General features: G+C 69.6%; 20 protein-coding genes. 8 read left to right on the top strand and 12 right to left on the bottom strand.

What is annotated here, in order from left to right; genetic code table 11:
* Positions 1-80: 80 nt before the first annotated feature.
* Positions 81-1013 (top strand): 1-phosphofructokinase family hexose kinase, encoded by a 933-nt coding sequence (locus ACFV6V_RS13135; RefSeq protein WP_385563502.1) that lies wholly within the window; start codon positions 81-83, stop codon positions 1011-1013.
* A gap of 84 nt (positions 1014-1097) precedes the next feature.
* Here ACFV6V_RS13135 and ACFV6V_RS13130 read toward each other — a convergent pair whose 3' ends face one another.
* Positions 1098-3623: an FG-GAP-like repeat-containing protein gene (locus ACFV6V_RS13130; protein ID WP_385563324.1), complete on the bottom strand. Its 2526-nt coding sequence runs from the start codon at positions 3621-3623 to the stop codon at positions 1098-1100.
* A gap of 381 nt (positions 3624-4004) precedes the next feature.
* On the opposite strand from ACFV6V_RS13130, the gene ACFV6V_RS13125 reads away from it, so the two are divergent.
* The gene (locus tag ACFV6V_RS13125; RefSeq protein WP_385563499.1) at positions 4005-8030 is read left to right on the top strand and encodes a polymorphic toxin-type HINT domain-containing protein; all 4026 of its coding nucleotides are present in this window, start codon (positions 4005-4007) and stop codon (positions 8028-8030) included.
* 438 nt (positions 8031-8468) lie between these two features.
* Here ACFV6V_RS13125 and ACFV6V_RS13120 read toward each other — a convergent pair whose 3' ends face one another.
* Together ACFV6V_RS13120 and cdgB are read right to left on the bottom strand one after the other, a co-directional pair.
* Complete coding sequence (locus ACFV6V_RS13120; RefSeq protein WP_385563321.1) at positions 8469-9458, bottom strand: carbohydrate-binding protein; 990 nt, start codon at positions 9456-9458, stop codon at positions 8469-8471.
* Positions 9459-9581: 123 nt separating this feature from the next.
* A complete protein-coding gene (gene cdgB / locus ACFV6V_RS13115) occupies positions 9582-11273 on the bottom strand; it encodes a diguanylate cyclase CdgB (protein WP_385563318.1) in 1692 nt (563 codons plus the stop codon).
* A gap of 365 nt (positions 11274-11638) precedes the next feature.
* On the opposite strand from cdgB, the gene ACFV6V_RS13110 reads away from it, so the two are divergent.
* Complete coding sequence (locus ACFV6V_RS13110; RefSeq protein WP_385563315.1) at positions 11639-12148, top strand: flavin reductase family protein; 510 nt, start codon at positions 11639-11641, stop codon at positions 12146-12148.
* A gap of 142 nt (positions 12149-12290) precedes the next feature.
* Here ACFV6V_RS13110 and arfB read toward each other — a convergent pair whose 3' ends face one another.
* Positions 12291-12725, bottom strand: coding sequence for an alternative ribosome rescue aminoacyl-tRNA hydrolase ArfB (gene arfB, locus ACFV6V_RS13105; protein ID WP_385563496.1), 435 nt, complete (start codon positions 12723-12725; stop codon positions 12291-12293).
* Between the two features lie 142 nt (positions 12726-12867).
* Here arfB and ACFV6V_RS13100 point away from each other — a divergent pair, with 142 nt between their 5' ends.
* Positions 12868-13443: a TerD family protein gene (locus ACFV6V_RS13100; RefSeq protein WP_385563313.1), complete on the top strand. Its 576-nt coding sequence runs from the start codon at positions 12868-12870 to the stop codon at positions 13441-13443.
* 98 nt (positions 13444-13541) lie between these two features.
* Here ACFV6V_RS13100 and ACFV6V_RS13095 read toward each other — a convergent pair whose 3' ends face one another.
* The 5 genes from ACFV6V_RS13095 to ACFV6V_RS13075 all read right to left on the bottom strand — a co-directional run bounded on the left by ACFV6V_RS13095 (position 13542) and on the right by ACFV6V_RS13075 (position 18786).
* On the bottom strand, positions 13542-13991 hold the full coding sequence (locus tag ACFV6V_RS13095; RefSeq protein WP_385563493.1) for a hypothetical protein: 450 nt from the start codon (positions 13989-13991) through the stop codon (positions 13542-13544).
* A 255-nt stretch (positions 13992-14246) separates the two neighbouring features.
* Complete coding sequence (locus ACFV6V_RS13090; RefSeq protein WP_385563310.1) at positions 14247-15665, bottom strand: M1 family metallopeptidase; 1419 nt, start codon at positions 15663-15665, stop codon at positions 14247-14249.
* 48 nt (positions 15666-15713) lie between these two features.
* A complete protein-coding gene (locus ACFV6V_RS13085; RefSeq protein WP_385563307.1) occupies positions 15714-16820 on the bottom strand; it encodes a 2Fe-2S iron-sulfur cluster-binding protein in 1107 nt (368 codons plus the stop codon).
* Positions 16817-18325, bottom strand: a complete 1509-nt coding sequence (locus ACFV6V_RS13080; protein ID WP_385563304.1) for a phytoene desaturase family protein — start codon at positions 18323-18325, stop codon at positions 16817-16819. The genes ACFV6V_RS13085 and ACFV6V_RS13080 overlap by 4 nt, the downstream gene beginning before the upstream one ends.
* A complete protein-coding gene (locus ACFV6V_RS13075; RefSeq protein WP_385563301.1) occupies positions 18322-18786 on the bottom strand; it encodes a nuclear transport factor 2 family protein in 465 nt (154 codons plus the stop codon). Before ACFV6V_RS13075 ends, ACFV6V_RS13080 begins: the two co-directional genes overlap by 4 nt.
* 155 nt (positions 18787-18941) lie before the next feature.
* Here ACFV6V_RS13075 and ACFV6V_RS13070 point away from each other — a divergent pair, with 155 nt between their 5' ends.
* Positions 18942-19526, top strand: coding sequence for a PadR family transcriptional regulator (locus tag ACFV6V_RS13070; RefSeq protein WP_385563298.1), 585 nt, complete (start codon positions 18942-18944; stop codon positions 19524-19526).
* Between the two features lie 105 nt (positions 19527-19631).
* Positions 19632-20144 carry a hypothetical protein gene (locus ACFV6V_RS13065; protein ID WP_385563295.1) on the top strand — a complete coding sequence of 171 codons (513 nt, stop codon included), beginning with the start codon at positions 19632-19634 and terminating at the stop codon, positions 20142-20144.
* Between the two features lie 41 nt (positions 20145-20185).
* Here ACFV6V_RS13065 and ACFV6V_RS13060 read toward each other — a convergent pair whose 3' ends face one another.
* A complete protein-coding gene (locus tag ACFV6V_RS13060) occupies positions 20186-20875 on the bottom strand; it encodes a pentapeptide repeat-containing protein (protein WP_385563292.1) in 690 nt (229 codons plus the stop codon).
* Between the two features lie 132 nt (positions 20876-21007).
* Between ACFV6V_RS13060 and ACFV6V_RS13055 the strand changes: the two genes are divergently transcribed.
* The gene (locus ACFV6V_RS13055; protein ID WP_385563490.1) at positions 21008-22183 is read left to right on the top strand and encodes an FAD-dependent oxidoreductase; all 1176 of its coding nucleotides are present in this window, start codon (positions 21008-21010) and stop codon (positions 22181-22183) included.
* A 23-nt stretch (positions 22184-22206) separates the two neighbouring features.
* Here the strand turns inward: ACFV6V_RS13055 and ACFV6V_RS13050 are convergent, their stop codons facing one another.
* Positions 22207-22470, bottom strand: coding sequence for a hypothetical protein (locus ACFV6V_RS13050; protein ID WP_385563291.1), 264 nt, complete (start codon positions 22468-22470; stop codon positions 22207-22209).
* A gap of 109 nt (positions 22471-22579) precedes the next feature.
* A complete protein-coding gene (locus tag ACFV6V_RS13045; RefSeq protein ID WP_385563288.1) occupies positions 22580-23482 on the bottom strand; it encodes an aminoglycoside phosphotransferase family protein in 903 nt (300 codons plus the stop codon).
* Between the two features lie 99 nt (positions 23483-23581).
* Here ACFV6V_RS13045 and ACFV6V_RS13040 point away from each other — a divergent pair, with 99 nt between their 5' ends.
* Positions 23582-24973 carry an NAD(P)/FAD-dependent oxidoreductase gene (locus ACFV6V_RS13040; RefSeq protein WP_385563285.1) on the top strand — a complete coding sequence of 464 codons (1392 nt, stop codon included), beginning with the start codon at positions 23582-23584 and terminating at the stop codon, positions 24971-24973.
* Positions 24974-25138: the final 165 nt, after the last annotated feature.

Below are 25138 nucleotides of genomic sequence, written 5' to 3'. Positions count from 1 at the left end.
GCCATCTCTTTGGCATGATCAGGCCCCGTCCCACCATGGCAACTCCAACCATGGCAACGCAGCCTCCGGGGGTGTCAGCAGTGATTCTCACGGTCACACTCAACGCCGCCCTGGACATCACCCACCGGGTCCCCTCGCTGCTCCCCGGCGCCTCCCACCGTGTCGCCGAGGTCACCGAACGCCCTGGCGGCAAGGGCCTCAACGTCGCACGGGTGCTGGGTTCGCTGGGACACGAGGCGGTCGTCACCGGCTTCGCGGGCGGCCCGACGGGCGCGGTGCTGCGTGAGCTGCTGGCCGGACAGCCGCAGCCCGTACACGACGCACTCGTACCGATCGCCGCGAACACCCGCCGCACCCTCGCCGTGGTGGACACGGCGAGCGGCGGCACCACCCAGCTCAACGAACCCGGCCCACACGTCAGCGCCGCCGAGTGGGACGCCTTCCTGATGACGTACGAAGGACTGCTGCGCGACGCCGAGGCCGTCGCCCTGTGCGGCAGCCTGCCCCCGGGCATCCATGTCGGCGCCTACGCCTCGCTGATCCGACGGGCCCGCGCCGCGGGCGTCCCCACCGTCCTCGACACCAGCGGCGAACCCCTGCGCCGGGGCATCGCCGCCCGCCCCGACCTGGTCAAGCCGAACGCCGACGAGCTCGCCCAGCTCACCGGCTCCCGCGAACCCCTGCGCGCCACCCGCGACGCCCGCCGCCGCGGCGCCCACACGGTGGTCTCCTCACTGGGCCCGGACGGCCTGCTCGCCGTCACCCCCGACGGCACCTGGCGCGCCACCCCACCGGCCAAGGCCACCGGCAACCCGACCGGCGCCGGCGACGCCGCCGTCGCGGGCCTGCTGTCCGGCCTGATCGACTCCCTCCCCTGGCCGGACCGCCTCTCCCGCGCGGTGGCCCTGTCCACGGCCGCCGTGCTCTCCCCCACAGCGGGCGACTTCGACCCGGCCGCGTACGAGGACCTCCTGCCGAGGATCGCCGTCACGGAACTGCTGCCCGCGGCCTGAAGAGCCCCGACCGAACCCGGGGCGCCGGGCCCGCGCTGAGTGCGGGCCCGGCGCCTCGGAGTTCGGCAGCCTGTGGGAGCCGGGTCAGTTGTAGGTGTTGAGGAGGGTGGTGTTGCCGTAGAGCCAGCTGGTGGCGGGTGCGGTCCAGCCGGCCTTGGGGCTGTTGAGGGTGGCGTCGGACTTGGTGGTCCAGGTCCAGAACTTCACGGCGTTGTCGGGCTGGTGGTTGAGCATCGCGAGGTCGTCGCGGCCGTCGCCGTTGTAGTCGCCGATGACGATCTGGAAGCGCTTGGCGTCGAGGTTGCCCTTGGGGCTGTCGAGGACGACCTTGGCGCCGCCGAACCGGTTCGCGCCGTCCACCTTCTGCACGAGGATGGTGGAGGCCTTGTCGCTGCCGTCGGCGTAGTCGTACCAGATCAGGGCGTCGTCGGTGCCATCGCCGTTGAAGTCTCCGGAGTGCGGCTCGGTCCGGTCCCAGTCGATCGAGGTGCTCTCCCACCACACGGTGGGGTTGGTGAAGCCGCCTGCGGGGGTGGTGGTGAAGACGTAGGTCTTCACGTCGTTGTTGCCCTGGCCGTAGAAGACGCCGATCTCGGTGCGGCCGTCCTGGTTGAAGTCACCGGTGATGAACTTGACCCGGTTGCGTGTCCAGGTGCCACTCGGGGATGACCAGGAGCTGGTGGGGGCGTTGAGCTTGCCCTTGTCGGTGGCCAGGTAGGTCCACAGCTTGGTGCTGCCGTCGCCTGCGGCGTACCAGATGGCGAGGTCGTCGCGGCCGTCACCGTTGAAGTCACCGGCCTGCGGCGTGATGTAGCTGATGTGGAACGGGCCGCCCGCGGGCGAGCTCCACGTGGCCACGGGCGCGTTGAAGCCGCCGTCGGACTTGCCGAGCGCGATCCAGATCTTGACGCTCGTGTCGCTGTAGCCGCGCACCGTGGCCATGTCTCCGTGACCATCGCCGTTGAAGTCGCCGCTGACGAACTTCATCGCCTTGGCGTCCCACTCATCACCAGAAGTGAGGTACGACCGCTCGGGAGTGCCGATGGCCCCGTCCTCGCTGCTGGGGAAGGTGTACATGCCGTCGTTGCCGGCCGTGTAGCTGTACCAGGCTCCGAGGTCGCTGCGCCCGTCACCGTCCTGGTCGTGGCGCGGCGCACTGTTGCTGGACCACTGCGACTCGCCCTCGCTGTTGTAGATGACGAAGTCACCCCGGTCGTTCAGGACCGCGTAGCCGTTCGACGCACTGGTCTTGGACTCCCACAGCGTGGCGGTGTCGGCGGCGTTGCGCACCATCAGGTTGCCCTTGCTCAGACGCGCGAAGGCACCCGGGTTACCTCCGGTGCCGGTGGACCACAGGGTCTTCCCGGTATTCGAGGCGATGACCAGGTCGCCGTCGCTGCGCATGGTCAGCTGGGCGGAAGCGGAGACGAGGGTGTCGCCGGTGTCAAGCCGCTTGGCAGCGGTAAGCCGGGAGCCGAAGAGGATGTCGTCCACGCGCGTGGCGACGGCTCCGGTACGGGTCTCGTCGAACTCCCCGAGGCAAGCGCCCTGCCAGGATCGGCTGGCGATGCCGACGAGTTCGGCCTTGCCGTCCTTGGTGCGCAGCACCGGCGCACCGGCGTCGCCCTTGCAGACGGCGGATTCGGACTTCGCGTCGAGGTTGACCTCGGTGGCGGTGACGCCGGCAACGGTGAACCCGCTGGTGTGACGCTTGGTGGGCGCCCACTGGTCGGCGGTGCGACCGAAACCGACGACATCCGCCGCCTCGCCCTTGGCGGCCGCAGAGGTCGCGAGCGGTGCGGGGGTGATGCCGGTGGCCGGCTCGGCGAGCCGGGCCAGGACCAGGTCGCGGTCGCCGCGCGGGGCAAGGGTGGTGATCTCGGTGGTGTGCCCGCCTCCGAGGGCGAGGTCGCTGCGGCCGAGGGTGAGCGTGGTCTTCTCGCTCGGCGGGCCTGCGGGGATGTCGACGCTCTTTGCCGGGTCCTTGGCGAAGCAGCTCTTCGACGTGGCGACCCACTGCGGGGCGACCAGCGTCGCGGTGCAGGAGCGAACGTTGCCGATGGTGAGCTTGCCGGTGAAGGGCAGGCTGGTGTCCTTCTGCTCACCGGTGGGCGGCTTCGCCCCGGGGCCGGAGACCCGGAGGTCGAGCAGCACGGCCTGCTTCGGGCCGTCGACCTCGCCGAAGCCCTCGGTGGTGTCCTTGGGGACGTTCAGGGTCTCCGTCTCGCCGTCGATGCTGATCTCGGCCCGGATGTCCCGCCCGAAGGTCTGGATTCGGAAGGCGCGGGGGATTTTCACGGACAGGTAGCCGGTATCCGCGGCCTTGAGGCAGATACGGCCCTGGTTATCAGGCTCGACGTCCCGGCCCCAGACCATGATCTGGAAATCCTCGGAACACGAGGTGAGAGTGATGTTTCCATCACCGGCGATGAGCTGAGCCCCCGTCGCCTCGAGGATCGAGTCGGCGTCGGGGTAGGCGCCGTCCTCGACCGCGTAGGAGGCGCCGGTGGCGGTGGGATTCTCGTCCGCGGCGACGGCAACGGGAGCTGGCATCCCCACGGTGATGGCTGCGATCACGATCGCCGCAGGCAGCCAATTGCGTATACGCACAGATGTTTCTTTCATGAAAGGCCCCCGACCAGGCGGGAGGGAAGGCGGAAGCACAACGGGACCGTCAACGCTGCACTGCGGACGGTCGTCATCGCCTGGGGGCCGAGGAGGCAGCATAGCCGCTCCCGGCAGCGGCAACGGTCACCGACTCCCGCACGGGTGCGCTTCGGTAAAGGGCTCATAACGGTCGGATTTTGGCGTACAACCATCTTCCCCTCGGATGCATCTGTCTTCTCGTTCAAGCAGTGCCGTACCGGACCGAGAGGTTCGGGAACGGGTCTGTCGTCCTCCGGCCTGGGGAAGCCGATTCATGGAGGGCGACTGCCCTGCGGCGTGTGCAGGAGGCAATGGCGCCCACCTGCTCTCGTGCTCAGCCCGGGGGTGGTCCTGCCGCGTCGGGTGCTGCGACCACGCAGACCATTGAGGGGAAACAACTCCGTGCTTCTCGACAGAAGCCGGCGCACACGGGGATGGCAGAGGGGGTACGCGGCAGCCGGTAAGGCTGCTCGTGGCCTGCTTCCGCTTGCCTTGGTCGCCGGGCTGGTATCCGCAGCAGGGCCAGCTGCCGCGGACGACCCGGCACCACCATTGTCCGATCGCGTACAGGTTCTCGAGCTCTACAAAAGCGGTGGGCCGGCGGTGAAGTCCGCCGCAGGCGCCGCGCTCACAGGTAGCGACGAGCAACTCCGCGAGTATTTGGCTACCGGTCAGAAGATCGCCGAGGACCTCGACCTGCGTGAGGCGGCGCTCACGCTTGTCACCGACGCCGGACCGGGCCTGAGCGAGGCCGCCCGAAAGGCCCTGGACGGCACGCCGGAGGACCTGGCCGCCTTCATGGAGGACGGCTGGCAAGAGCCGCTCGCCGACGACCAGCGGGTCGAGGCAGCGCGGATCACCGAGGGCGGTGGCACCGGCCTGCGCGAGGCGGGCGATGCGGCAATGCGCGGGTCGCTCGATGACATCCGCGATTTCCTCGCCGATGGGCAGTACCGCCAGCGTGACGACGACGCCCGCGTGAGGGTCGCCCAAATCGAGGCGACCGGTGGTCCCGCGACCAAGCGGGCCACGGCCGCTGCGTTGCGGGGCTCCATCGAGGACGTTCGTGAGTTCCTGCTCTTCGGCCAGCACATCGCACGTGCACAGGACCAGGAACACGCCACCATCAGCCAGTTGGCCGAGCAGACCGAGGAAGCCGGCGCCGCCGCTGAGAAGGCGAAGAAGAGCGCGCAGGAACAGGCCCAGAAAGCCAAGACCGCCGCCCGTCTGGCCAAGGCCGAGACGGCCAAGGCAGCCGCCGAGACCAAGGCGGCCAAGAACGACGCGATCAAGGCCGCAGACGCGGCACGTCGTGCGGCTGAGTCCAGCCGCCGCGCTGCCGCAGCCGCGCGGTCCGCGATCGCCGCCGCCCGCGCGGCCAACGCCGCATCGCAGACCGCGGCGATCGCCGCCCACAATGCCTCAACCGCGGCGCTGCATGCCTCCCGGGCTGCGAGCGAGGCATGGCGGGCCGCTGCCTCCGGGAAGGTCAACGAGAAGATCGCAGCTGATGCGGTCAAGGCCGCCCAGCACGCGGAGAAGATCGCGGATGCCGCGGACGCGATGGCGAAGACCCTGGATGAGGCCAATGTCGCCCTGCGGGCGTCGATCGCGGCAATCCAGGACATGACCGACGCCGCTGACAGCGCCGACGCCGCAGACGGATTCGCCAAACAGGCCGGCGCGCACTCAGCCGAAGCCCAAGCGGCAGCGGCGTCGGCACGGCGGCACGCGGAAGAAGCACGGCGCGCCTCCGCCGCCGCGCAGGCCCACGCGGCCGATGCCGCCGAAGCAGCCCGGCAGGCTCGCGACAGTGCTCGTTCGGCAGCAGCTCACGCCCGTAAGGCGGCCGAGGCCGCGCGCAAGGCGGCCGACCACGCCAACGACGCCCAGCAGGCGGCGAACCGTGCGAAGACCAATGCCGATGAGGCCCTGAAAGCCGCCAAGGCGGCCGGCGACGCGGTCAAGCAGGCTCAGGGTGTTCAGGAAAAGGCCCGCAAGGCCGAGGCGGAGGAAATCGCTACTCGGACCAAGACCCAGGTCAACCAGGCCAGAGACGCAAGAGAAGCGTTCGACGTCGCCAAGGCCGAGGTGAAGCGCCTGACTCAGGAAGCGGTCGCGCTCGACGCCGACTTCGCCAAGCTCGCCGAACAGGCGAACCAGCCTGGCTCGGACACCGAGCAGATCGTGTCCACCGGCCGGACGATGGCCCTGACCGCGACGAAGATCCGCGGCCCCTGGAGCCGCGCCGCCGCCGAAGCCGCCCTCGCCGGCGATCAGGCGGCCGTCGTCGAGTACGCCCGCGGGGCTTGGAAGAACGCTGAAGAGCAGGACGAGCGCGACCAGGTCCACACCCTGTACCAGGAATCGCCCTACGAGGATGTGCGCATCGCGGCGGGCAACGCCCTCAAGGGCGACGCCACTCAGGTCCACACCTTCCTGACCACCGGCCAGTACAAGGCTGCCGCACCCGACAGCCGCATCGCGGTCGCCCGGATCGCAGACGCCGGCGGGATCGGTGTCGAGGAAGCCGCGAAGAAGGCCCTCGACAACCCCGACCCCAAGGCACTCGCCGACTTCCTCAGCACCACCCAGCACCAAGCGCGTGTCGTGGACGACCGCGTCGAGGCAGCCCGCCTCGCCGAAAACGGTACCCCCGAGGTCCAAGCAGCTGCTGAGACCGCACTGGCCAGCCCCGACACACACCTGCGCGACTTCATCGAATCCGGCCAGTACCGGGCCCAGCGCCGCGACCAATTGACCGCCGCTCACGTCGCCCAAATCCAGGGCCTCATCGCCACCTCCAGCGGCATCGCAGCCCGCGCCTACCAGGACGCCTACGAAGCCGCCAAGACCGCCGCCACCGCACAAGGCCACGCCGACGACGCCACCGGCCACGCCAAAACAGCGAACAAGTACGCCGCCGAGGCAGCCGACTGGGCAACCAAGGCCAACGACTCAGCCGACCGCGCCGGCAAGTCCGCCGCCGACGCGGCGAAGTCCGCCGATACCGCCCGCAACGCCGAAGCCAACGCGGAACTCAGCGCGACTCAGGCGAACATTTCAGCCGCCTCAGCCCAGGCCAGCACGCTGGCCGCCGAGGAATATGCCCGAAGCGCCTACAAGGCGGCGGAACAAGCGCGCCAGTCCGCGATCAACGCCGGCTCCAGCGCCGAGGCAGCCAAGGGCATCTACAAAGACGCCGTCGAGCGCTACATGATCGACCAGTACCAGAAAGAGGCACAGGAACGACTCAATAGGCGGCAAGACGAGGCAACGGGCGGCTTCCTCGACAAGATCCTTCCAACCCTCAAGATGATCACCGTCGACCCGTCCTTCCGCACCAGGCTCGACATCACCCACGCCATTCTCGACACCCTCGGCATGATCCCTGTAATCGGCGAACCCGCCGACGGCATCAGCTGCGCGGGCTACGCCATCGAGGGAATCTGGGACTTCTTCTCCCCCACGGGCGGCGAAGACATATGGTCGGACGCGGGCCTCGCATGCGCATCGATGGCACCAGTTGCCGGATGGTTCACCACACCGGCGAAACTGGCAAGATACAGCGAGAAACTCGGCCCGAAAGCCAAGAAACTCTTCGACGAACTCTCCAACCTGTGGAAGAAAAAGCCCTCCTGCCCCGCGCTTAAGCAGAACAGCTTCCCTGCCGGCACCCGTGTCCTTATGGGAGACGGTTCCATGCGGCCGATCGAACAGGTCAGAACCGGTGACTACGTCTATGCGGCCGATCCACTCACCAGGTCCAAGGGAGCACGCCGTGTAGATGCCACCATCTACACACCGGACGACCGGGACTTCACCAACCTCACGCTCGATCCCGCAGTCGGGGGCGGCTCCGTCACAACAACCGATCACCACCCCTTCTGGTCTGAGAATACTCAGAAGTGGACCGACGCCGCCGACCTCAGCCCTGGCGACAGGCTACTCAAGGCCGACGGCACAACTGCAGCGATTTCCACTGTCCGTCATTGGAAGACGCTGCAACCGGCATACAACCTCACAGTCAATGACCTCCACACTTATTATGTGCTGGCGGGGGCCACGCCGGTCCTAGTGCACAATGATGGCGGTTACACACCTCCGCCCTTCGATAAGATCCTTCCCGGTTTTCCCGACGCGAAGTATGTTGGCAAGGGATCTCCGAAATCGGGTGGCGGCTATCGAGCCCGTTGGTCCCTGCCAGATGGCCGGATCCTTGAGTGGGATTCCGCACATGGCACGATCGAAATGTGGACCAATGGAAAGAAGAATGCCAAGCACATGGGGGAGTTCGACCCGGAATCAGGAAAGCAGCTCCCTGGCAATAAGGGAAGGCCGGTTCCCGGGCGCAAGTTGGGAGGATGCTGATGTCTAATTGGATAATAGAAGAGTTCAATCGCGAGTCCGGCGAGCTTCGCGGGCGCCATAGACTCAGGGGACTATCGGACGATGATGCGAGATCTTTGCTGGGACTGACCGATCTCGGCAGTGGAGATCTCTACGATATTCCCGGAGACTCTCTCGTTGAGATCTCACTTCGATTCGACCTTGCAGTGTTTCCGAAAGAGTTCGAATATTTGCTTGGGCGAGAGTCTTGTAATTCTTCCTGAGCGGGTAGACGGGCTGCGTTGTTCTTGATCCATCCCGCTGATTAGATCCACAGAACCGGCGGGCCAGCGGTCCAGGACGGCACAGTTGCGCGAGGCGCCCTGAGCACAGGGGCTGGATCCCGTAGCGGACTCGGCACACATGAACGGCCCGTCGGTTCGCCGACGGGCCGTTGCAGTCTTCGTCCGAGCAGGAGTCCTAGTCGGGGTTCTTCGCCTCGCCCTGCTTCAGCGACACCTGGTCGAGCAGCGCCTCGCACGAGTCGCCCTGCTCACAGGAGATCTTCAGGGTGTTGGTGCCCTTCTTGAGGTTGACGTAGGAGTAGGTGCGGGTCCAGCCCTTCTCCCAGTCGCCCTCCTTGGCCTTGGCGAAGTTCGACATGTTGATCGAACGCGGCTTCTCGGTGTTGACGGTGAGCGAGGTCTTCGCGTCCTTGCCGGGCACGCTGTAGGTGATGAACAGCGTGTACGTGCCGTCAGCCGGGACGTCCACCGACCAGCTCGCCGCGCCGCCGGCACCGTTGAACTGCACATAGGCGCCGTTGGTGCCCTTCGCGCCCTTGATCTCGGTGCCCAGCGTCGCCGGAGGAGCGAGCTGGAGCGTCGCGGCGTTCTGCTTGGGCAGCTCGGCGGGCGGGCTCTCCTGGTCGCCGCCCTTGGACGGGTCGTCGCTCGGCTTCACCTGGTCCGCGGGGGCGCCGCTCTGGTTGGCCTTCGGGTCCTTGTCGTCTCCGCCACTCGTGATGAGGGCCACGCTGATGCCTATGACGACCACCGCGACGACCGCGATGGCGCCGGCGATCAGTCCCCGGGTGTTGGGGCCGCGGCTGCGGCCACCGTCGTCGTAGCCGCCCGAGCCGGGGACCGGTGTCTGGCGGGTGGGAGCGCCACCGGGGTAGGTCTCCGGGGCCGCGTACTGGGGGGTCGGCTGATGCGCGTAACCCTGGGTCTGCTGGCCCTGCTGCCCGTAGGACTGCTGCTGCGGGACCTGGCCGTACTGGCGCTCGCCGACCGTCCTGACCTGGTTGTACGAGGTCCTGGGCACACCGGGCTGCGCGGCCGGACCAGGGTAGCCGTAGCCGCCCTGCCTGGGAGGTGTGGCGCCCGTCTGGCGCTGCCCGTCCGCATACAGGTAGCCGAACGGATCGTCGTCCTCAGGCGTGCTCGCGCCGCTGTTCCCGGCCGTCATCCCTGGGTCACTCCTATCCTCGCTCGCCAGCCGTCGCCGACCGGGCGAGCCTACCCCGTCCTGGTCACTCCAAGGACGGGCCGGACGCGCCGCTGGTTCCCACCCCGGTCCGGCTTCGGGGAACTATCCGGCGCGACGGTGGATCTTCGAGCGCGACCGCTTCTCGATGTACATCCGCTGGTCAGCCGATTGCAGGACTTCCTCGACGGACATCCCGCACACCGCCCAGCCGATACCGAAGCTGGCCCCGACGCGGACCGCCCTGCCGTCCACCCGGATCGGCGGGATGATCGCGCTACGCAAGCGTACGGCCAGGTCAGCGGCATCCGCCGCGGCGAGCCCGTCGGCGAGGACGACGAATTCGTCACCCCCGAGCCGGGCGACGGTGTCCCCGTCGCGTACGCAGGTCGTGAGGCGGCGGGCGACCTCGATCAGGACGGCGTCCCCGGTGTTGTGCCCGAACCGGTCGTTGATCGATTTGAAGCCGTCGAGGTCGCAGAAGAGCACGGCCAGGCCCTTGGCGCCGTCGTCGTGCTCACCGTCCGGTGCGACGGCGTGCACATGGTGGTCATACGACCCGCCCGAAACATGCAGATCGAAGTCGAAGCCGTGCCCGTAGCCGGGGTTGTGGCCGTCCGCGGGACCGTTGCCGTAGCCGTGCTGGCCGTAACCCTCCGTGTCCCCGTATCCGCCGTACGCGGATCCGTACCCCGCCCCGGGGCCGGACCGCCCGGGGTTGTCGCAGAGCCGGGCGCTGAGCCGGGCGCGCAGCTCCGCGTTGTTGGGCAGGCCGGTCAGGGCGTCATGGCTGGCGCGGTGCGCGAGCTGGAGCTCATGGCGCTTGCGCTCCTCGATGTCCTCGACGTGGGTCAGCAGGAAGCGGGGCCCGTCGGTGGTGTCGGCGACGACGGAGTTGCGGAGCGAGACCCAGACGTACGAACCGTCCCGGCGCCCGAGCCGCAGCTCGGCACGGCCGCCCTCGGCCGAGGTACGGAGCAGGGTGCCGACGTCCTCCGGATGGACCAGGTCGGCGAAGGAGTAGCGGCGCATCGCGGACGCCGGGCGGCCGAGCAGTCGGCACAGGGCGTCGTTGGTGCGCAGCAGCCGCCCGTGCTGGTCTCCGCCCATTTCGGCGATGGCCATGCCGCTCGGGGCGTACTCGAAGGCCTGCCGGAAGGATTCCTCACTGGCGCGCAGGGCCTGCTGCTCGCGCTCGAGACGGACCAGGGCGCGCTGCATGTTTGCCCGGAGGCGGGCATTGCTGATCGCAATGGCGGACTGCGAGGCGTACATCTGGAGGGCTTCCTGCCCCCAGGCGCCCGGCCGGCGGCCGTTGCGGGGCTTGTCGACCGAGATCACACCGAGGAGCTCACGGCCGCCGCCCGACGCGTACATGGGTGCGTACAGCCGGTCCTGGGGGTGCCATTCGCCCTCGAAGCGGGGCTCGGGTCCTTCGGTGTACCACTGCGGGACGTCGTCCTCGAGGAGCACCCAGCCCTCGGTGTGGGGTATGAAGCGGAGGTCACCCCAGGCCTCCCCCATGGACAGCCTGCGCTCCCAGGAGGGCCGGGAACCGACCCGGCCGGTGATCAGGGCTTCGGCGGCGGAGTCACCGGCGAAGGCGGCGACCACGAGATCCCCGTCGGGACGTACGAGATTGACGCACGCCAGCTGGTAGCCAAGGCCGACGACGATGCCGTCGGCAACGGTCTGCAACGTGTCCGCCAGGCTGCGGGCCGTATTGAGGTCCGTCACGACCTGATGCAGCTGCCGCAGAGTCGCAAGACGGACGTACGGCTCCGACTCGGTCTCCATCGCTCGCTCTCCCCGAGACCTCTACAGCTAACGTGACTCCAGGGTTCTCAATCGGTCCTCTCGATGGTCTGTCCACGCCACTGAATCACAGCGCGCTGCCCACTCGGTACACAGGGTCAACAAATACCGCCCTCTGTGACTCAAGTCACATTAAATGATGAGCGGTTGAATCGGGGAGCTCGCTGTTTCTCAACGTTCAACGAACGTTCGTCAACGCAAATTCCGGACCGTGGTCCTACCTGTGGTCCTAGGACCCGGCTGGTCCCCTGGCCCGATGTGGCCGCAATGGAGACGAGGTTAGCGTTCCGGTTGTGCTCCCGACGACTCAAGCCCCTTCCACCGAAGCCATCCCCCATCCTGAGGGGGTGAGCAACGACGAGTTCCGCGCCGCCCTCGCCCGCCTGGCGGCAGGCGTAGTGCTGGTGACCGCCCATGAGCCCGCCCTGACCGAGGACGGCCCACGCGGCGAGGACGCCGGCATGACCGCGACCTCGTTCACCTCGGTCTCACTGGACCCGCCGCTGGTGCTGGTGAGCCTGCGCAACGGCTCGCGCATGGACGACCTGCTCGCCGAACAGCCCCTGTGGGGGGTTTCGCTGCTTTCCGAGAACCAACGGCAGATCGCGGGCCGGTTCGCGATGAAGGGACGCATCAGCGACCGGCTGCTGTTCGAGGACATCCCCTGGACCAGGGGCGAGGTGTGCGGGGCGCCGCTGATGGAGGGCGCGCTGGCGACGCTGGAGTGCCGTACCGAACAGCGGGTGGAGGCGGGCGACCACACGCTGGTCATCGGCCGCGTATTGAAGGCGGGCCTGCCCGGCGGGGACGGGGCCCCGCTGGCCTACTTCCGCGGAAGGTACCGCCACCTGGGCTGAGAGCCCGCGGCCCGGGAGACCTGAGAGGCCGGGCCCACCGAAGAGCCTCCGGGCCCGGGCTCGGAGTCCGAGGGCCTGCTGTCTGCGGGCACGGGCTGAGAGCCTGCGCGGCCCGAGGGCCTGCGGGCCTGCGGGCCCAGCCTCACCAATCCCGCCCGCTGCGCCCCCGCTTCGTATCCGCGCGCTGCTTCTTCTCACGCAACCGACGCTCGTTGATCCCGCGCGGAATCTTCGTGGCCCGCCGCGGGCGCGGCGGCGGCGCCGTGGCCTCGGCGAGCAGCGCGGCCAGTCGCACCGCGGCCGTCTCGCGGTTGCGCCACTGCGAACGGTGCTCGGACGCGCGTACGGCGATCACGCCGCCGTTCAGCCGCGACGCGAGCCGCTCGAGGGCGCGGGCCTTCCACACCTCGGGCAGCGCCTGGGTCGCGGCGAGGTCGAAGCGCAGCTCGACCTGCGAGTCGCTGGTGTTGACGTGCTGACCGCCCGGCCCCGACGAGCGCGAGAAACGCCACATGAGCTCGGCCTCCGGGAGGGAGACGGAGCCACGGATGGGATAGGGACCGGACATGCGTCCTATGTTCGCCCCGGCGAGCGCGCCCCGTCACTCCCTTTTCGCGTATCCGCGGGTAAACCGCCCCGCGGGGAACCACCTCGTCCGACATCTGCGTTAGGAAGGGTGAGGTACCCACTCGACCAGGAACCAGGAAAGGGACTTCCCCATGGCTGTAAGCCTGTCCAAGGGCGGCAACGTCTCGCTCACCAAGGAGGCACCGGGCCTGACCGCCGTCACGGTGGGCCTCGGCTGGGACGTCCGCACCACCACCGGCACCGACTTCGACCTCGACGCCTCGGCCATCGCGGTCAACGCGGGCGGCAAGGTCGTCTCCGACGGCCACTTCGTCTTCTTCAACAACAAGTCCACCCCGGACCAGACCATCGTCCACACCGGCGACAACCGCACCGGCGAGGGTGGCGGCGACGACGAGCAGATCAACGTCAACCTCCAGGGTCTCCCGGCCGACGTCGAGCGCATCGTGTTCCCCGTCTCCATCTACGACGCCGAGAACCGCACCCAGAACTTCGGCCAGGTGCGCAACGCCTACATCCGCATCGTCAACCAGGCCGGCGGCACCGAGCTCGCCCGCTACGACCTGAGCGAGGACGCCGCGACGGAGACCGCGATGGTCTTCGGCGAGCTCTACCGCAACGGCGCGGAGTGGAAGTTCCGCGCGGTGGGCCAGGGTTACGCCTCGGGTCTGGTGGGTATCGCCCAGGACTTCGGCGTGAACGTCTGACCTACCCCCGCACGGGTGAGGGGCCAGACCTCAGGATCTGGCCCCTGCCGCCTTTCCAGGAGCCCGACGCACCGTCCGGAAAGGGACGAGCCGGTGGCTCATCCGTCCGAGAGCCGTTCGTGAAGGTCCGTCGCAAAACGGGTGCGATAGACCCCGTGGACGATGGATTCCGGGGACTGATACCCCCGATGTTCCGGATCAGAGACCTCCTGATCCCACCGAGTCACTTCTCCGCCGAGCGGCGAAGAGCGCCCCAGATATGCCCGCGCGGCCTCTGCCAGCTCCCACTCGCCTGTCATCACCGAGTGCCAGAACCCGCGGCCCTGACCGACCACCCACATGCACAGATCCTCGGTGCTGTCCTCGGACCAGACCTCTCCGTCGACACGCACGCCTTCGGAAAAGTCGACCAGCGAGCCCGCCGCATCCAGGTAGGCCAGTGCGAACGCCTCAAGGGTCTCTGCCGGCCGTGACTCCAGCCATGCCTCCAGGGCGGACAAACGCGGTCTGGTCGCATCCAGCGTTTCCCAGAACCACTCAGGCACCACCTGGCCCAATCCCGCTCACCCGCCCTCGCCGAGGTGGGGCGAGACTCTACCCGGCGTCATGGCGGATTCGCCTTGCCGTTCGCGGGCACCGCCGGGACCGGCCCAGGCGCCGTTCCGGGAGGAAACCCGGCTCGAGCAGTCCCGCGACGGTCGTCCGCGGCGTCCCCACGCTGAGAGCGCGGGCGTTCCGTTGCCCGTGTCCGGCGCCGCACACCATCGCAGCGTCCCCGCGCCGAGAGCGCAGGCTCAACGGAATCACGGCTGCTTCGGCTTGCTCTCCCCGTACAACCAGGTGTCCCACAGGGCCGTCAGGTCCTTGCCCGACTTCCCCTCCACATACGCGATGAAGTCGTCCGTCGACGCGTTCCCATGGCGGTGCTCCTTCGCCCAGCCCTGCACGATCTCGTAGAAAGCGTCGTCCCCGACCGCCTCGCGGACCTTGTGCAGCACCATTGCGCCCCGGTCGTACACCGGCTCACCCAGGAAGTGCTCGGCGTCCGGCTGCTCCGCGGGCGGGAACTCCCAGTTGGACTCCGTGTCGTACGCCTCCCGGAAGCTCTCGCTCGCCGGCGTGTTCCCGAAGTCCTCGCGGTACAGCCACTCCGCATACGTCGCGAAGCCCTCGCTGAGCCAGACGTCCTGCCAGGTCTCCGGGGTGACGGAGTCGCCGAACCACTGGTGGGCGATCTCGTGGACGAGGGTCTCCGGTTCGAAGGACGCCTCCGGCAGCACCGCACGGCTCTGGGTCTCCAGGGCGTAGGCGACGTCGTCGGAGCGTTCGACGATCGCGCCCGTCGAAGAGAAGGGATACGGGCCGAAGTTGTAGACCGCCCAGTCCATCAGCTCGGGGATGCGGGCCAGCAGCTTCGCGGTGCGCGGGGCCACGGTCTTGTCCACGGCCGTGTAGACGGGGACGCCGCCGTCCGCCGGGCGGTACGACTTGGTGACATACGACCCGATGCCGACCGTCGTCGCGTGGCTCGCCATGGGCTCGGCCGAGCGCCAGACGAAAGTGGTGCGCTTCCCGTCCGATGTGGGCCGCTGCGAGCGCAGTTCCCCGTTGGAGACTGCGGTCAGGCCCTTGGGGACGGTGACCGTGGTCTCGTACGTCGCCTTGTCACTGGGGTGGTGGTTGCCGGGGAACCAGGCCATCGAGCCCGTCGGCTGGCCCAGGGCCACCGCGCCGTCCGCGGTCTTCAGCCAGCCCTCACGGGACTTGTCCGGGTCGGTGATGGTCAGCGGAGAGCCGGAATAGCGGACGACGGCACGGAAGGTGCTGCCCTTGGCGATCTCGTCCCGCGGGCGCAGCGTCAGCTCGTCGCCGGAGCGGTTCACGGCGGCGGGGGCCTGGCCGACGGTCGCGGCGTGCACGGTCATGCCGTGGAGGTCCAGGTTGAACGCGCTCAGGTCCTGGGTGGCGCGCGCCGTGATCGTGGCCGTGCCGGAGAGATGGCTCGTCTTGGGCTCGTAGTCGAGCGTGAGCGCGTAGTGGCTGACGTCGTACCCGCCGTTGCCGAGCTTGGGGAAGTACGGGTCGCGCAGACCCGCCGCGCCCGGTGCGCCCTTGACACCGGCGCCAAGGCTCTCCGGTGCGGTGCACGCGGTGCCGCCGAGGGTGATCAGGGCGAACACGGAGACGGCGGTACAGAGGAGGGATCGCTGACGCGGGTGCACGTCAGCGATCCTATGCCTGGAATGTCGGATTCCGGCGATCGGGTCGGTTCAGACCTCGATCTCCACGTCCGTGAGCGGATAGGCCACGCAACTGTGCGTGTAGCCGAACCGCTCGTCCGCCGTCCGCAGCCGCGCCTCCTCCGCCGTGTGCACCTCGCCGCTGACCACCCGCACCAGGCACATCCCGCACTCGCCCGACCTGCACGCCGCCTCGGGTCGTACGCCGTGGTCCTCCAGGGCGTCGAGCAGCGGGCGGTTTCGGGGCGAACGGAAGCGCGTACCGCGCGCGGTGACCGTCACCGGCTCCGTGCCGTCCGTGCCGGACGGCCAGTGCGGCTGGGCCTCGGGGCGTGCGGGCGCGCCGTTGGCCTCGAAGCGGACCCGGCGGCGAGGGTGGCCGAGCCGCGTGAGCTGTTCGAGCGCGTACGGATACATCGCCTGCGGCCCGCAGACGTACACCATCCGGCCGCGCAGCGGACCGGTCAGCTCGCCGATCGTCGCGGCCGTGAGCAGTCCGCCGATCACATGGTCCACCCGGACGCGGTCGGGGTGGACCTCGGCGAGGGCGCCGAGTTCGTCGCGGAAGATGACGTCTTCTGTGTCGCGCGAGCCGTAAACCAGGTGGAGGCGGCGCGAGGAGTCACTCGCGGTGATCTCGCGGAGCATGCTCATGGCGGGGACCACGCCCGAGCCCCCGGCGAGGAAGACGAGATCATCGCCGTGGAAGAGCGGATTGTGGTGGAAAATGCCCATGGGGCCGGTGGTGGTGAGCCGGTCACCGACGGCCAGGGTGTCGATGAGCAGGTTGCTGATCCTGCCTCCGGGGACGCGCCGCACGGTCAGGTCGTAGTGCCGCCCGTGCTCGGCAGGGCCTGAGGCGATGGCGTACGGGCGGCTCGTGCCGTCCGTGAAGACGTTGACGTACTGCCCGGCCAGGAACGGCGGCAGCGGCTGCCCGTCCTCACGGCGCAGCCGGAAGGTGCGGGTGCTGGACGTCTCGATGCGGATCTCGTCGACGACGAGCCGCAGCCGCCTGGGGTGGTGGCGCTCGACGGCCCCGGTCGGCACCTCCTGGACGGGCCGGGCGGCGCGGCGGTCGATCTCCGCCTGGATCTCGTCGTGGCCGTCGTAGCGCGCGGCCAACGGGTGCTTCATGCGTACGCTCCCTTGGACTCGAGCAGTCGGCCCGCGACAGCGGCCCCCGACTGAAGGGTCGGCTGGAACCCGCCCATGCCCACCCAGGAACCCGCCAGATGCAGCCCGGGCACATGGCTCTCGCGCCGGATCCCGCGGAACGGCCAGCCGTCGGCGGCGTCCTGCTCGTATCCGTAGAAGGCTCCGCCCGGATGGCCCAGGTAGCGCTCCATGGTCAGCGGGGTGGCCACGTCCACCTCCTCGATCGCGTCGCGCACGCCCGGGGTGACGGTCTCCAGGAGGTCCAGCAGGCCCTCGGCGTAAGCGAATTTGGCGAGGGCGTACTCGGCCGGCGGCAGGGCCTGCCAGGCGTCCGCGTACTGGAGCGTCATCAGGCTGACATGGCTGGCGCCGGGCGGTGCGAAGCCGATGGGCTCGACGTCGTACGAGGACGCGACGATCCCCCGCACCGGCTCCAGGCCGCGCATGGCCGCGAAGGTGCGGTCGTCGTCCATGTCGACGTTCACGAAGTTGGTGCTCGCGGTGAAGCCGAGCTCCGCGGGGGTGGCGTCCAGGCCCATGTGCAGCACGAAGCCGGAGATGCCGGGGCGCCGGGTGCCGAGGTCGCGGGCGACGGCAGCGGGTGCGGGCAGGCCTTCGAGCATGGCGTAGGTCGCGGGGAGGGACACGTTGGACACCACCTCGGCGGCGCTCACGCGCTCGCCGGTGTCCAGCCTGACGCCCGCGACCCGCCCGCCGCGGGTGCGGATGGCCGCCGCCGCGGTGTGGAAGCGGACCTCGCCCCCCGCGCGCAGGAACGAGTCCAGCAGTGCCCGCGAGAGCATCTGCGAACCCCCGCGTATGTGCCAGGGCTTGAACTCCAGATACGCGAACAGCACCAGCGCCAGGTCCTGGAACGGCAGCCGGGACGGGGGCAGCCCGAGATAGCCCCAGTAGGCTCCGAGCACCGACTTGAGGCGCTCGTCGTCGAAGTGGTCGTCCAGCACGTCCTTGAAGGGCCGCAGGCCCTGGCGGAACAGCAGCGGGTCCACCTGCTCGGCGGGCAGACCGTCCATCGCGGCCACCTGCCAGAAGGTGACGTTGCGCACGAGGTCGAAGAACCTCTCGATACGGCTGCGGTTGCCGGGGAACTCCGCTTCGAGCACGTCGATCGCCCCCGCCCAGTCCGCGGGCAGCGTCACGTCGTACACCCCGGGGACCACGGCACGGTAGAGGTCGCGCTCCTCGACGAACTCCAGGTGCTCGGCGACGCCCAGCGAGGTGAGCAGCGGGCGCAGGGAGAACGCCTGGCCCTCCGTGCCGAGCCCGGACAGCTGGTGCAGGGCGACCTCGAACTCGTACCGGCCACGCCGGAAGGAGGTCGCACAGCCGCCGGGGACACTGTGGCGCTCGACGAGGAGGGTGCGGACGCCGGCCCGCTGGAGGGTGGTGGCCGCGGTCAGGCCGGCGTTGCCGGCGCCGATGACGACGACGTCGAAATCGAGGTCGCTGTCGCTGTCGCTCATGACCCGGACGCCCTGGATTCGGCGTCGCCCTCGGCTTCGGCTTCGGCTCCGGCTTCGCCCTTGGCTTCGGCCAGGGCCGTGGCCTCACGGCCGATCTCGTCGAACTGGGCGCCCATCGCCTCCGCGAGCGCCTGGGCCGCCGACAGCGGCCGGACCATGACCATGAAGTCGTCGATGAGGCCGTCCTCGTTCATGTGCAGGAAGTCGCAGCCGTTGATCTCGCGATCACCGACCCGGGCGGTGAAGACGAGCGCGTGGTCACGGCCGTCGGCGCCGTTGATCTCGCGTACGTAGCGGAAGTCCTCGAACACGCGGATGACGCCGCGCAGGATCGCGGTGGTCATCGCCTTGCCCTGGTACGGGCGGAAGGCGACGGGGCTGGTGAAGACGACGTCCTCGGCGAGCAGCGCGGGGATGTCGGCGTGGTCGCCGGACTCGACGGCCTTGCGGAACGGATGCATGACGGATCCTTCCTTGCCCCTTGGGCTCCGTGGGTTCCCGTGGGCTCCATGGGCACCTCGGCTGGAAGCGGACCCTTGCCCCTGAGGCACCCTGGATAGTCACTTTGTTGAGTAGGTGCGAAGGAGAGTAATCACTTCGGTGTTAGCGTGTCCAGGTGTCTCTCAAGTACGCGGTCCTCGCAGCCCTCCTGGAGGGCGAGGCGTCCGGCTACGACCTGGCCAAGGTCTTCGACGTGTCCGTGGCGAACTTCTGGCCGGCCACGCCGCAGCAGCTGTACCGGGAGCTGGACCGGCTGGCCACGGACGGGCTGATCAGCGCACGCGTCGTCCAGCAGGAGCGCCGCCCCAACAAGCGGATGTTCAGCCTCACCGAGCCCGGGCATGCCGCCCTGCGCGCATTCGTCGAGGCCCCGCCACGCCCCACGACGATCCGCGACGAGCTGATGGTCAAGATCCAGGCCGTGGACGAAGCCGACCCTGAAACGGTGCGCGGACTGCTCGAGGAGCGTCTGGAGTGGGCCCGCGGCAAGCTGGCCCGCTACGAGCGACTGCGCGACCACATGCTGGACGGCCGCTCCGAGGAGGAGTACCTGAGCGAGGAGGACCGGGTCGGCCCGTATCTGACGCTGATGCGCGGACGCGCCTTCGAGGAGGAGAACGTCCGCTGGTGCGAACGGACACTGGAGGTGCTGGCCACCCGGGCGGCCCGCCGCGGAGCGGCTGAGGCCCCCCGCGCCTGAGGGCCCGCCGCCGCTCCGGAAGCCGGGCGGGCCCGGTTCCCGGAGCTCGGGAGATCACGGGCACGCGCGTGACAGCCGGCCGAGCGGGCGTGACACCATCAGGGCGTGCTCGACATCGGCTACTCCCTCTCCCGCCGCTTCCCGGACCCCCCGCAGACCGACTACCGGCACGCCGACGTGCACGCCCTGCGGCACGACCTCTTCTGCGGCGACGTCTACCTCGCGGACACCAAGGAGGACCGCGAGGTGTCCACAGCCTGGGGATGGGTGCCGGTACTCGACTTCGCCTGGGCACTGTGCGACATCGTCGAGCTGCTCGACCGCGACCCCCTCGGCTCCCGCGCGTCCCGGCCCCAGCACGCCGAGCTGGACTTCACCGAGTCGACCGACCGCATGCTCTTCGAGCGGCGCTTCGGCTGGGTGGACATCGAGGCCGACTGGATGCCCGGCGACGAACAGCCGCTCACCTTCAGCCACGCCGAACTGCGCCGCGAGGCACGCGACTTCCTGCACGATCTGGTCGGAGACCTCACCGATCTGCACGACGGCCTCGCCGACAACCCCGTGATCTGGGACCTTCAGAGCCGCTTCCCGCGCACCCCGCCGGCCCGCCCGTAACCCGAGCGCCCCGCCAGCCAGCCCGTAAACCCGAGCGCCCCTCAGCCCTCCACCCGCACCCCGATCTGCGCCGCCAGCGCCGGTGCCAGATCAAGCAGCTGGGCCGGGCTGATCACCGCACCCGCCAGCCGCTCCACTCCCCGCGCGATGTCCAGCTCGGCCACCTGCCGCAGATCCACGTCCTGCATGCTGGCCCCGCTGAAATCCGTCTGCCGCAGCACACAGTCCCGGAACTCCACGCGCACCAGCTCCGCCGCGCCGAAGTCGGGTTCGGACAGCACGCACCCCTCGAAGACCACGTCCTTCAGCCGGGCGCTGCGCAGATTCAGGTAGTCGAACTTCCCTCCCCTCACCAGCACTCTCTCCAGCACCGCACCGTGCAGCTGCACCCCGCCCATCCGCGCGTCCACCACCTCCGCATCCCGCAGCGATGCCCCCGAAAGATCGGTCCCCACGCCCCGGACGCCCGTCAGCACCGAGTCGATGAACCGGGCGCCGACCAGCGAGGTCTCGTCCAGCACACACTCGCGCAGCGCACAGTCCAGGAACCGCGCCCCGGCCCCCTCCTGGCCCGACAGATCCAGCCCGGCCAGCTCGAAGCCGTCGTAGTCGCCGTCGGGCTCCAGCCGCCGCCCGTCCCCGTACGGAAGCAGCGGCGGCAGTCTGACCTCGGGCCGCCGGGCCGCCGCCACCTGGGAGCCGCCCGCCTTCTTCCTCGTCCTGTGCGCCATGGGCCTCATGGTGACGCACACCACTGACAACACCCGCTCCGGACCGCGCCGCATGTCACAAAGCGGCCCGCCCGCGCCGTCTCCTCTGCGACACCGCGACACCGCGACCCAACGGAGCGTCCAGTGAAGAACGTGAAGAGCAAGCCCCGCATCAGCGTCATCGGCGCCGGCCTCGCCGGTCTCACCGCAGCCATCACCGCCGCCGAAGCGGGCGCCCGGGTGACCCTGTACGAGGCCCACCAGACCCCTGGTGGCCGCGCTCGCACCGACACCGGCCCCTACCGCACCAACGACGGCCCCCACGCCCTCTACAGCGGCGGCCCGCACTGGAGCTGGCTCGCCCGGCGCGACCTGATCGGACCGCTCGCCCCGCTTCCACCCCGCGAGGTCACCCGGCTGCGGCTGCACCACCGCGGCACACTCCGCAGGACCCCTCCCCTCGCCCTGCTCCGGCTGCTGCGCCGCACACCGGAACAGGCGCCCGTGGACTGCGATTTCCTGAGCTGGGCCACCGGACAGGTAGGCGAGGACGGCGCCCGCGCCGCCGCCAACCACGCCGCCGTGGCCCTCTTCCACCACGACCCCGGCTCGCTCTCCGCCACCTTCGTGCACGCGCGGTTGCGGCGTGCCGCCAAGCTTCCGCCCGAGGCTCGGTACGTGCGCGGCGGCTGGGGCCCCATGGCCGAGCGGATGCTCGCGCACGCCTGGGACAACGGCGTACGCATCGAGATCGGTGCCCGCGTCCAGACCCTCCCCGAGGACGGCCCGGTCATCGTCGCCACCTCGCTCGACGCCGCCCGCCGGCTCACCGGGGACGACGGCCTGCGCTGGGACAGCGGCCGTACGGCCCTGCTGGACCTGGCGCTCAGGAGCCGCAAGGGCGACCTGTTCGCCATCTCCGACCTCGACGCTCCGGGCTGGATCGAACGGTTCACCGCTCAGGACCCCGGCCTCGCCCCCGAAGGGGAACAGCTCGTCCAGGCGCAGCTCCCCATCGCCCCCGGGGAGTCGAAGGCCGACGGCGTCGCCCGCGCGGAACGCCTGCTCGACCTCGGCTTCCCGGACTGGCGCGCACGCACCACGTGGCGGCGGGCGTCCGTCGCGAACGGTCGCACGGGCGCCGTGGACCGGCCGGGCACGACCTGGCGGGACCGCCCCCGCGTCGACCGCGGCGACGGTGTCTTCCTCGCCGGTGACCAGGTCGCGGCCCCCGGCGTGCTCTCCGAGGTGTCGTTCAACAGCGGCATCGAGGCAGCCATGCTCGCGGTCCGGGCGGTGAACCGTGGCCTCGTACCCGCGCGGGTATGAACAGGCAGCCGGAGCGGCTACCCCTACCCCTTCTCCGGCCCACCACCCCGGTACTCGTTCCTGAGCACGTCGCCTAGGTCGCCCAGGGACTCGTCCGACAGATCGTCGTACGCGTCCTCACCCGGCGTCTCACGCGACGCCCCATCGCCACCGGCACCGGCACCGGCACCGGCACCGGCACCGGCACCGGCACCGGCAGGGGAAGCACCCGCCTCCCGGGCGTGCCGCTGCTTCTCCTCTTCCAGATGCTTCCGGATCTGTTCGGGCTTGTCTCCGAGCTGGTCCATGACCATCTCCCTCGTCAGCACCCCCGCCCCCCGGCCACGCCGCAAGACTCACACAGCCCCGCCAACCCCGCACCCGGAAGCCGCACTGCCCGGCACTGCCCGGCACTGCTCAGCGAGCGAGCATCGTCCGCGCGATGAACACCTGCTCCGGCTGGAGCCGTGGCGCACCCTCCGCCACATCCCACAGCCCGTTCTCCAGCACCCGCCCCAGCGTCCACGCCCGTGCCCGCTCCCGTCCCTCACGGTCCAGGCCCAGCCGCTCCGTCAGCAGGTCGAAGCGCCACTGCGTCGCACCCGCGTCGGACCGGAACCGGTTCACCAGCGCCGGCAGCAACTCGAACCCCGGGTCACCGGCCATCGGCTTCGGATCGATCACCAGCCACGGCTCACGCTCCGCCGCCAGGATGTTGTCGTAGTGCAGATCCCAGTGCAGCAGCCGGTCCCCCGGCTCATCCACGACCTCACGCACCGCCGCAGCGCAGTCCCGCAGCAGCGCCCCCTCGCCCTCGTCCACCAGCGCGCCCACCGCCGCAGGCACCCGCTCGAGCATCGCCGCCGCGATATCCCCGAGACGGCGCAGCCCGGTCATGGGAGCAGGCATGGACGTAAGCCGAGCAAGCAGATCCGCGAGGATCCGCACGGCCTCCCGGTCGTCCTCCACCGACGACAGATGCGGCCCCGCCAGACGCTCCAGCAGCAAGGTCCCCGTATCCAGATCATGATCAAGCAGCAGTACGGCCCCGTCGCCGTCCCAGCTCCGAAGGGCGAGCGGCTCACCCGCGTTCTCGGAATCCAGGACCTGCAGCTTCAGCACGGCCCGCACACCGTCGCGCTCTCGGACCACCGGCAGCACCAGCGAAGCCACCCCGTGCATCGAAGGACCCGTGACCCGCAGCCCCCACCGCCCGGCGAGCTCCTCCACCCGCCCCGGCAGCCCCTCGACGAAGGCACGGCCGGCTTCCCCGTTCCACCTGATCTGCGACGCCACCAGCGCCTCCGGGATATCGATCATCAACGGAGCGTAAGGGACCGCACCCGCTCGCTCATCGCCAAAACCGATCCGGAGCAGTAACGTCCGGGCACACACGGACCACGCATGGGCAGGAAAGAGATGAGCACCGTCAACGGCGGCATATCGTTCTGGTACGCGCAGGCAGGCGTCCCCGCACCCCGGGAACCCCTGCCCGGCGACACCACAGCCGACGTCTGCATCGTCGGCGGCGGATACACCGGCCTGTGGACGGCGTACTACCTCAAGAAGGCCGTCCCGTTCCTCAACATCACCTTGCTGGAAGCGAGGTTCTGCGGTTACGGCGCCTCCGGACGCAACGGCGGCTGGCTCTACAACGGCATCGCGGGCCGCGACCGCTACGCCAGACTGCACGGCCACGAAGCCGCCGTACGCCTCCAGCAGGCCATGAACAACACCGTCACCGAAGTCATCGACACCGCCCGCGCCGAGAACATCGACGCCGACGTCCACCACGGCGGCGTGCTCGAAGTCGCCTACACGCCCGCCCAACTCGCGCGGCTCAGAGACTTCCACACCGTCGAGATCGCCCTCGGCGAGAAGGACCGCGAACTCTACGGCGCCCGCGCCACCGCCGAACGCATCCGCGTCGCCGGAGCCGTCGGATCCAGTTGGACGCCCCACGGAGCGCGGATCCACCCCGTCAAACTCGTCAACGGACTCGCCGCCGCCGTCGAGGCACTCGGCGTCACCATCCACGAATCCACGCCGGTCACCGAGATCAAGCCCAAACACGCCGTCACCCCCTACGGCACCGTCCGCGCCCCCTATGTGCTGCGCTGCACCGAAGGCTTCACCGCCTCCCTCACCCACCAGCGCCGCACCTGGCTCCCCATGAACTCCTCCATGATCGCCACCGAGCCGCTCCCGGCCACGCTCTGGGACGCCATCGGCTGGGAAGGCCGCGAAACCCTCGGCGACATGGCCCACGCGTACATGTACGCCCAGCGCACCGCCGACAACCGCATCGCCATCGGCGGACGCGGAATCCCCTACCGCTACGGCTCCCGCACCGACAACGCCGGCCGCACCCAACCCGCCACCATCGACGATCTGCGCGCCATCCTCACCCGCTTCTTCCCCCAGCTCGCAGGCGTCCGCATCGACCACGCCTGGTCCGGCGTCCTCGGCGTGCCCCGCGACTGGTGCGCCACCGTCACCCTCGACCGCTCCACCGGCCTCGGCTGGGCCGGCGGCTACGTCGGCTCCGGCGTCGCCACCGCCAACCTCGCCGCCCGCACCCTGCGCGACCTCATCCAGCAGGACTCCGGCCAGTCCGGCCCCACGGACCTGACCGCCCTCCCCTGGGTCAACCACAAGGTCCGCAAATGGGAGCCAGAGCCCTTCCGCTGGCTCGGTGTCCATGCCCTGTACGCCGCCTTCCGCGCCGCCGACCGCCGCGAACTCGCGGGGCGCAGCACGGAGACGGACCGGATCGCGACCCTCGCGAACAAGATCGCGGGGCGGCACTGACGGCGGGACCGACGGATGCTCGGTGCCGTCGAGCCCGTACATCGAGCAAGCCACCGAACCACCGTCCGCTTCCCGCAGCGGCTCGCTCGAAAGCAGGACCGGGTCCTGAGTAGCAGCACTCAGGACCCGGCACCGATGGCCGGCCCATGCGTACGGGAGCGCACG

Origin of the sequence: Streptomyces sp. NPDC059828, from assembly GCF_042731955.1 — a bacterium.
Classification (GTDB): domain Bacteria; phylum Actinomycetota; class Actinomycetes; order Streptomycetales; family Streptomycetaceae; genus Streptomyces.
The sequence above is the reverse complement of the archived record's forward strand: the minus strand, read 5'-3'. Positions and strand labels throughout refer to the sequence as shown.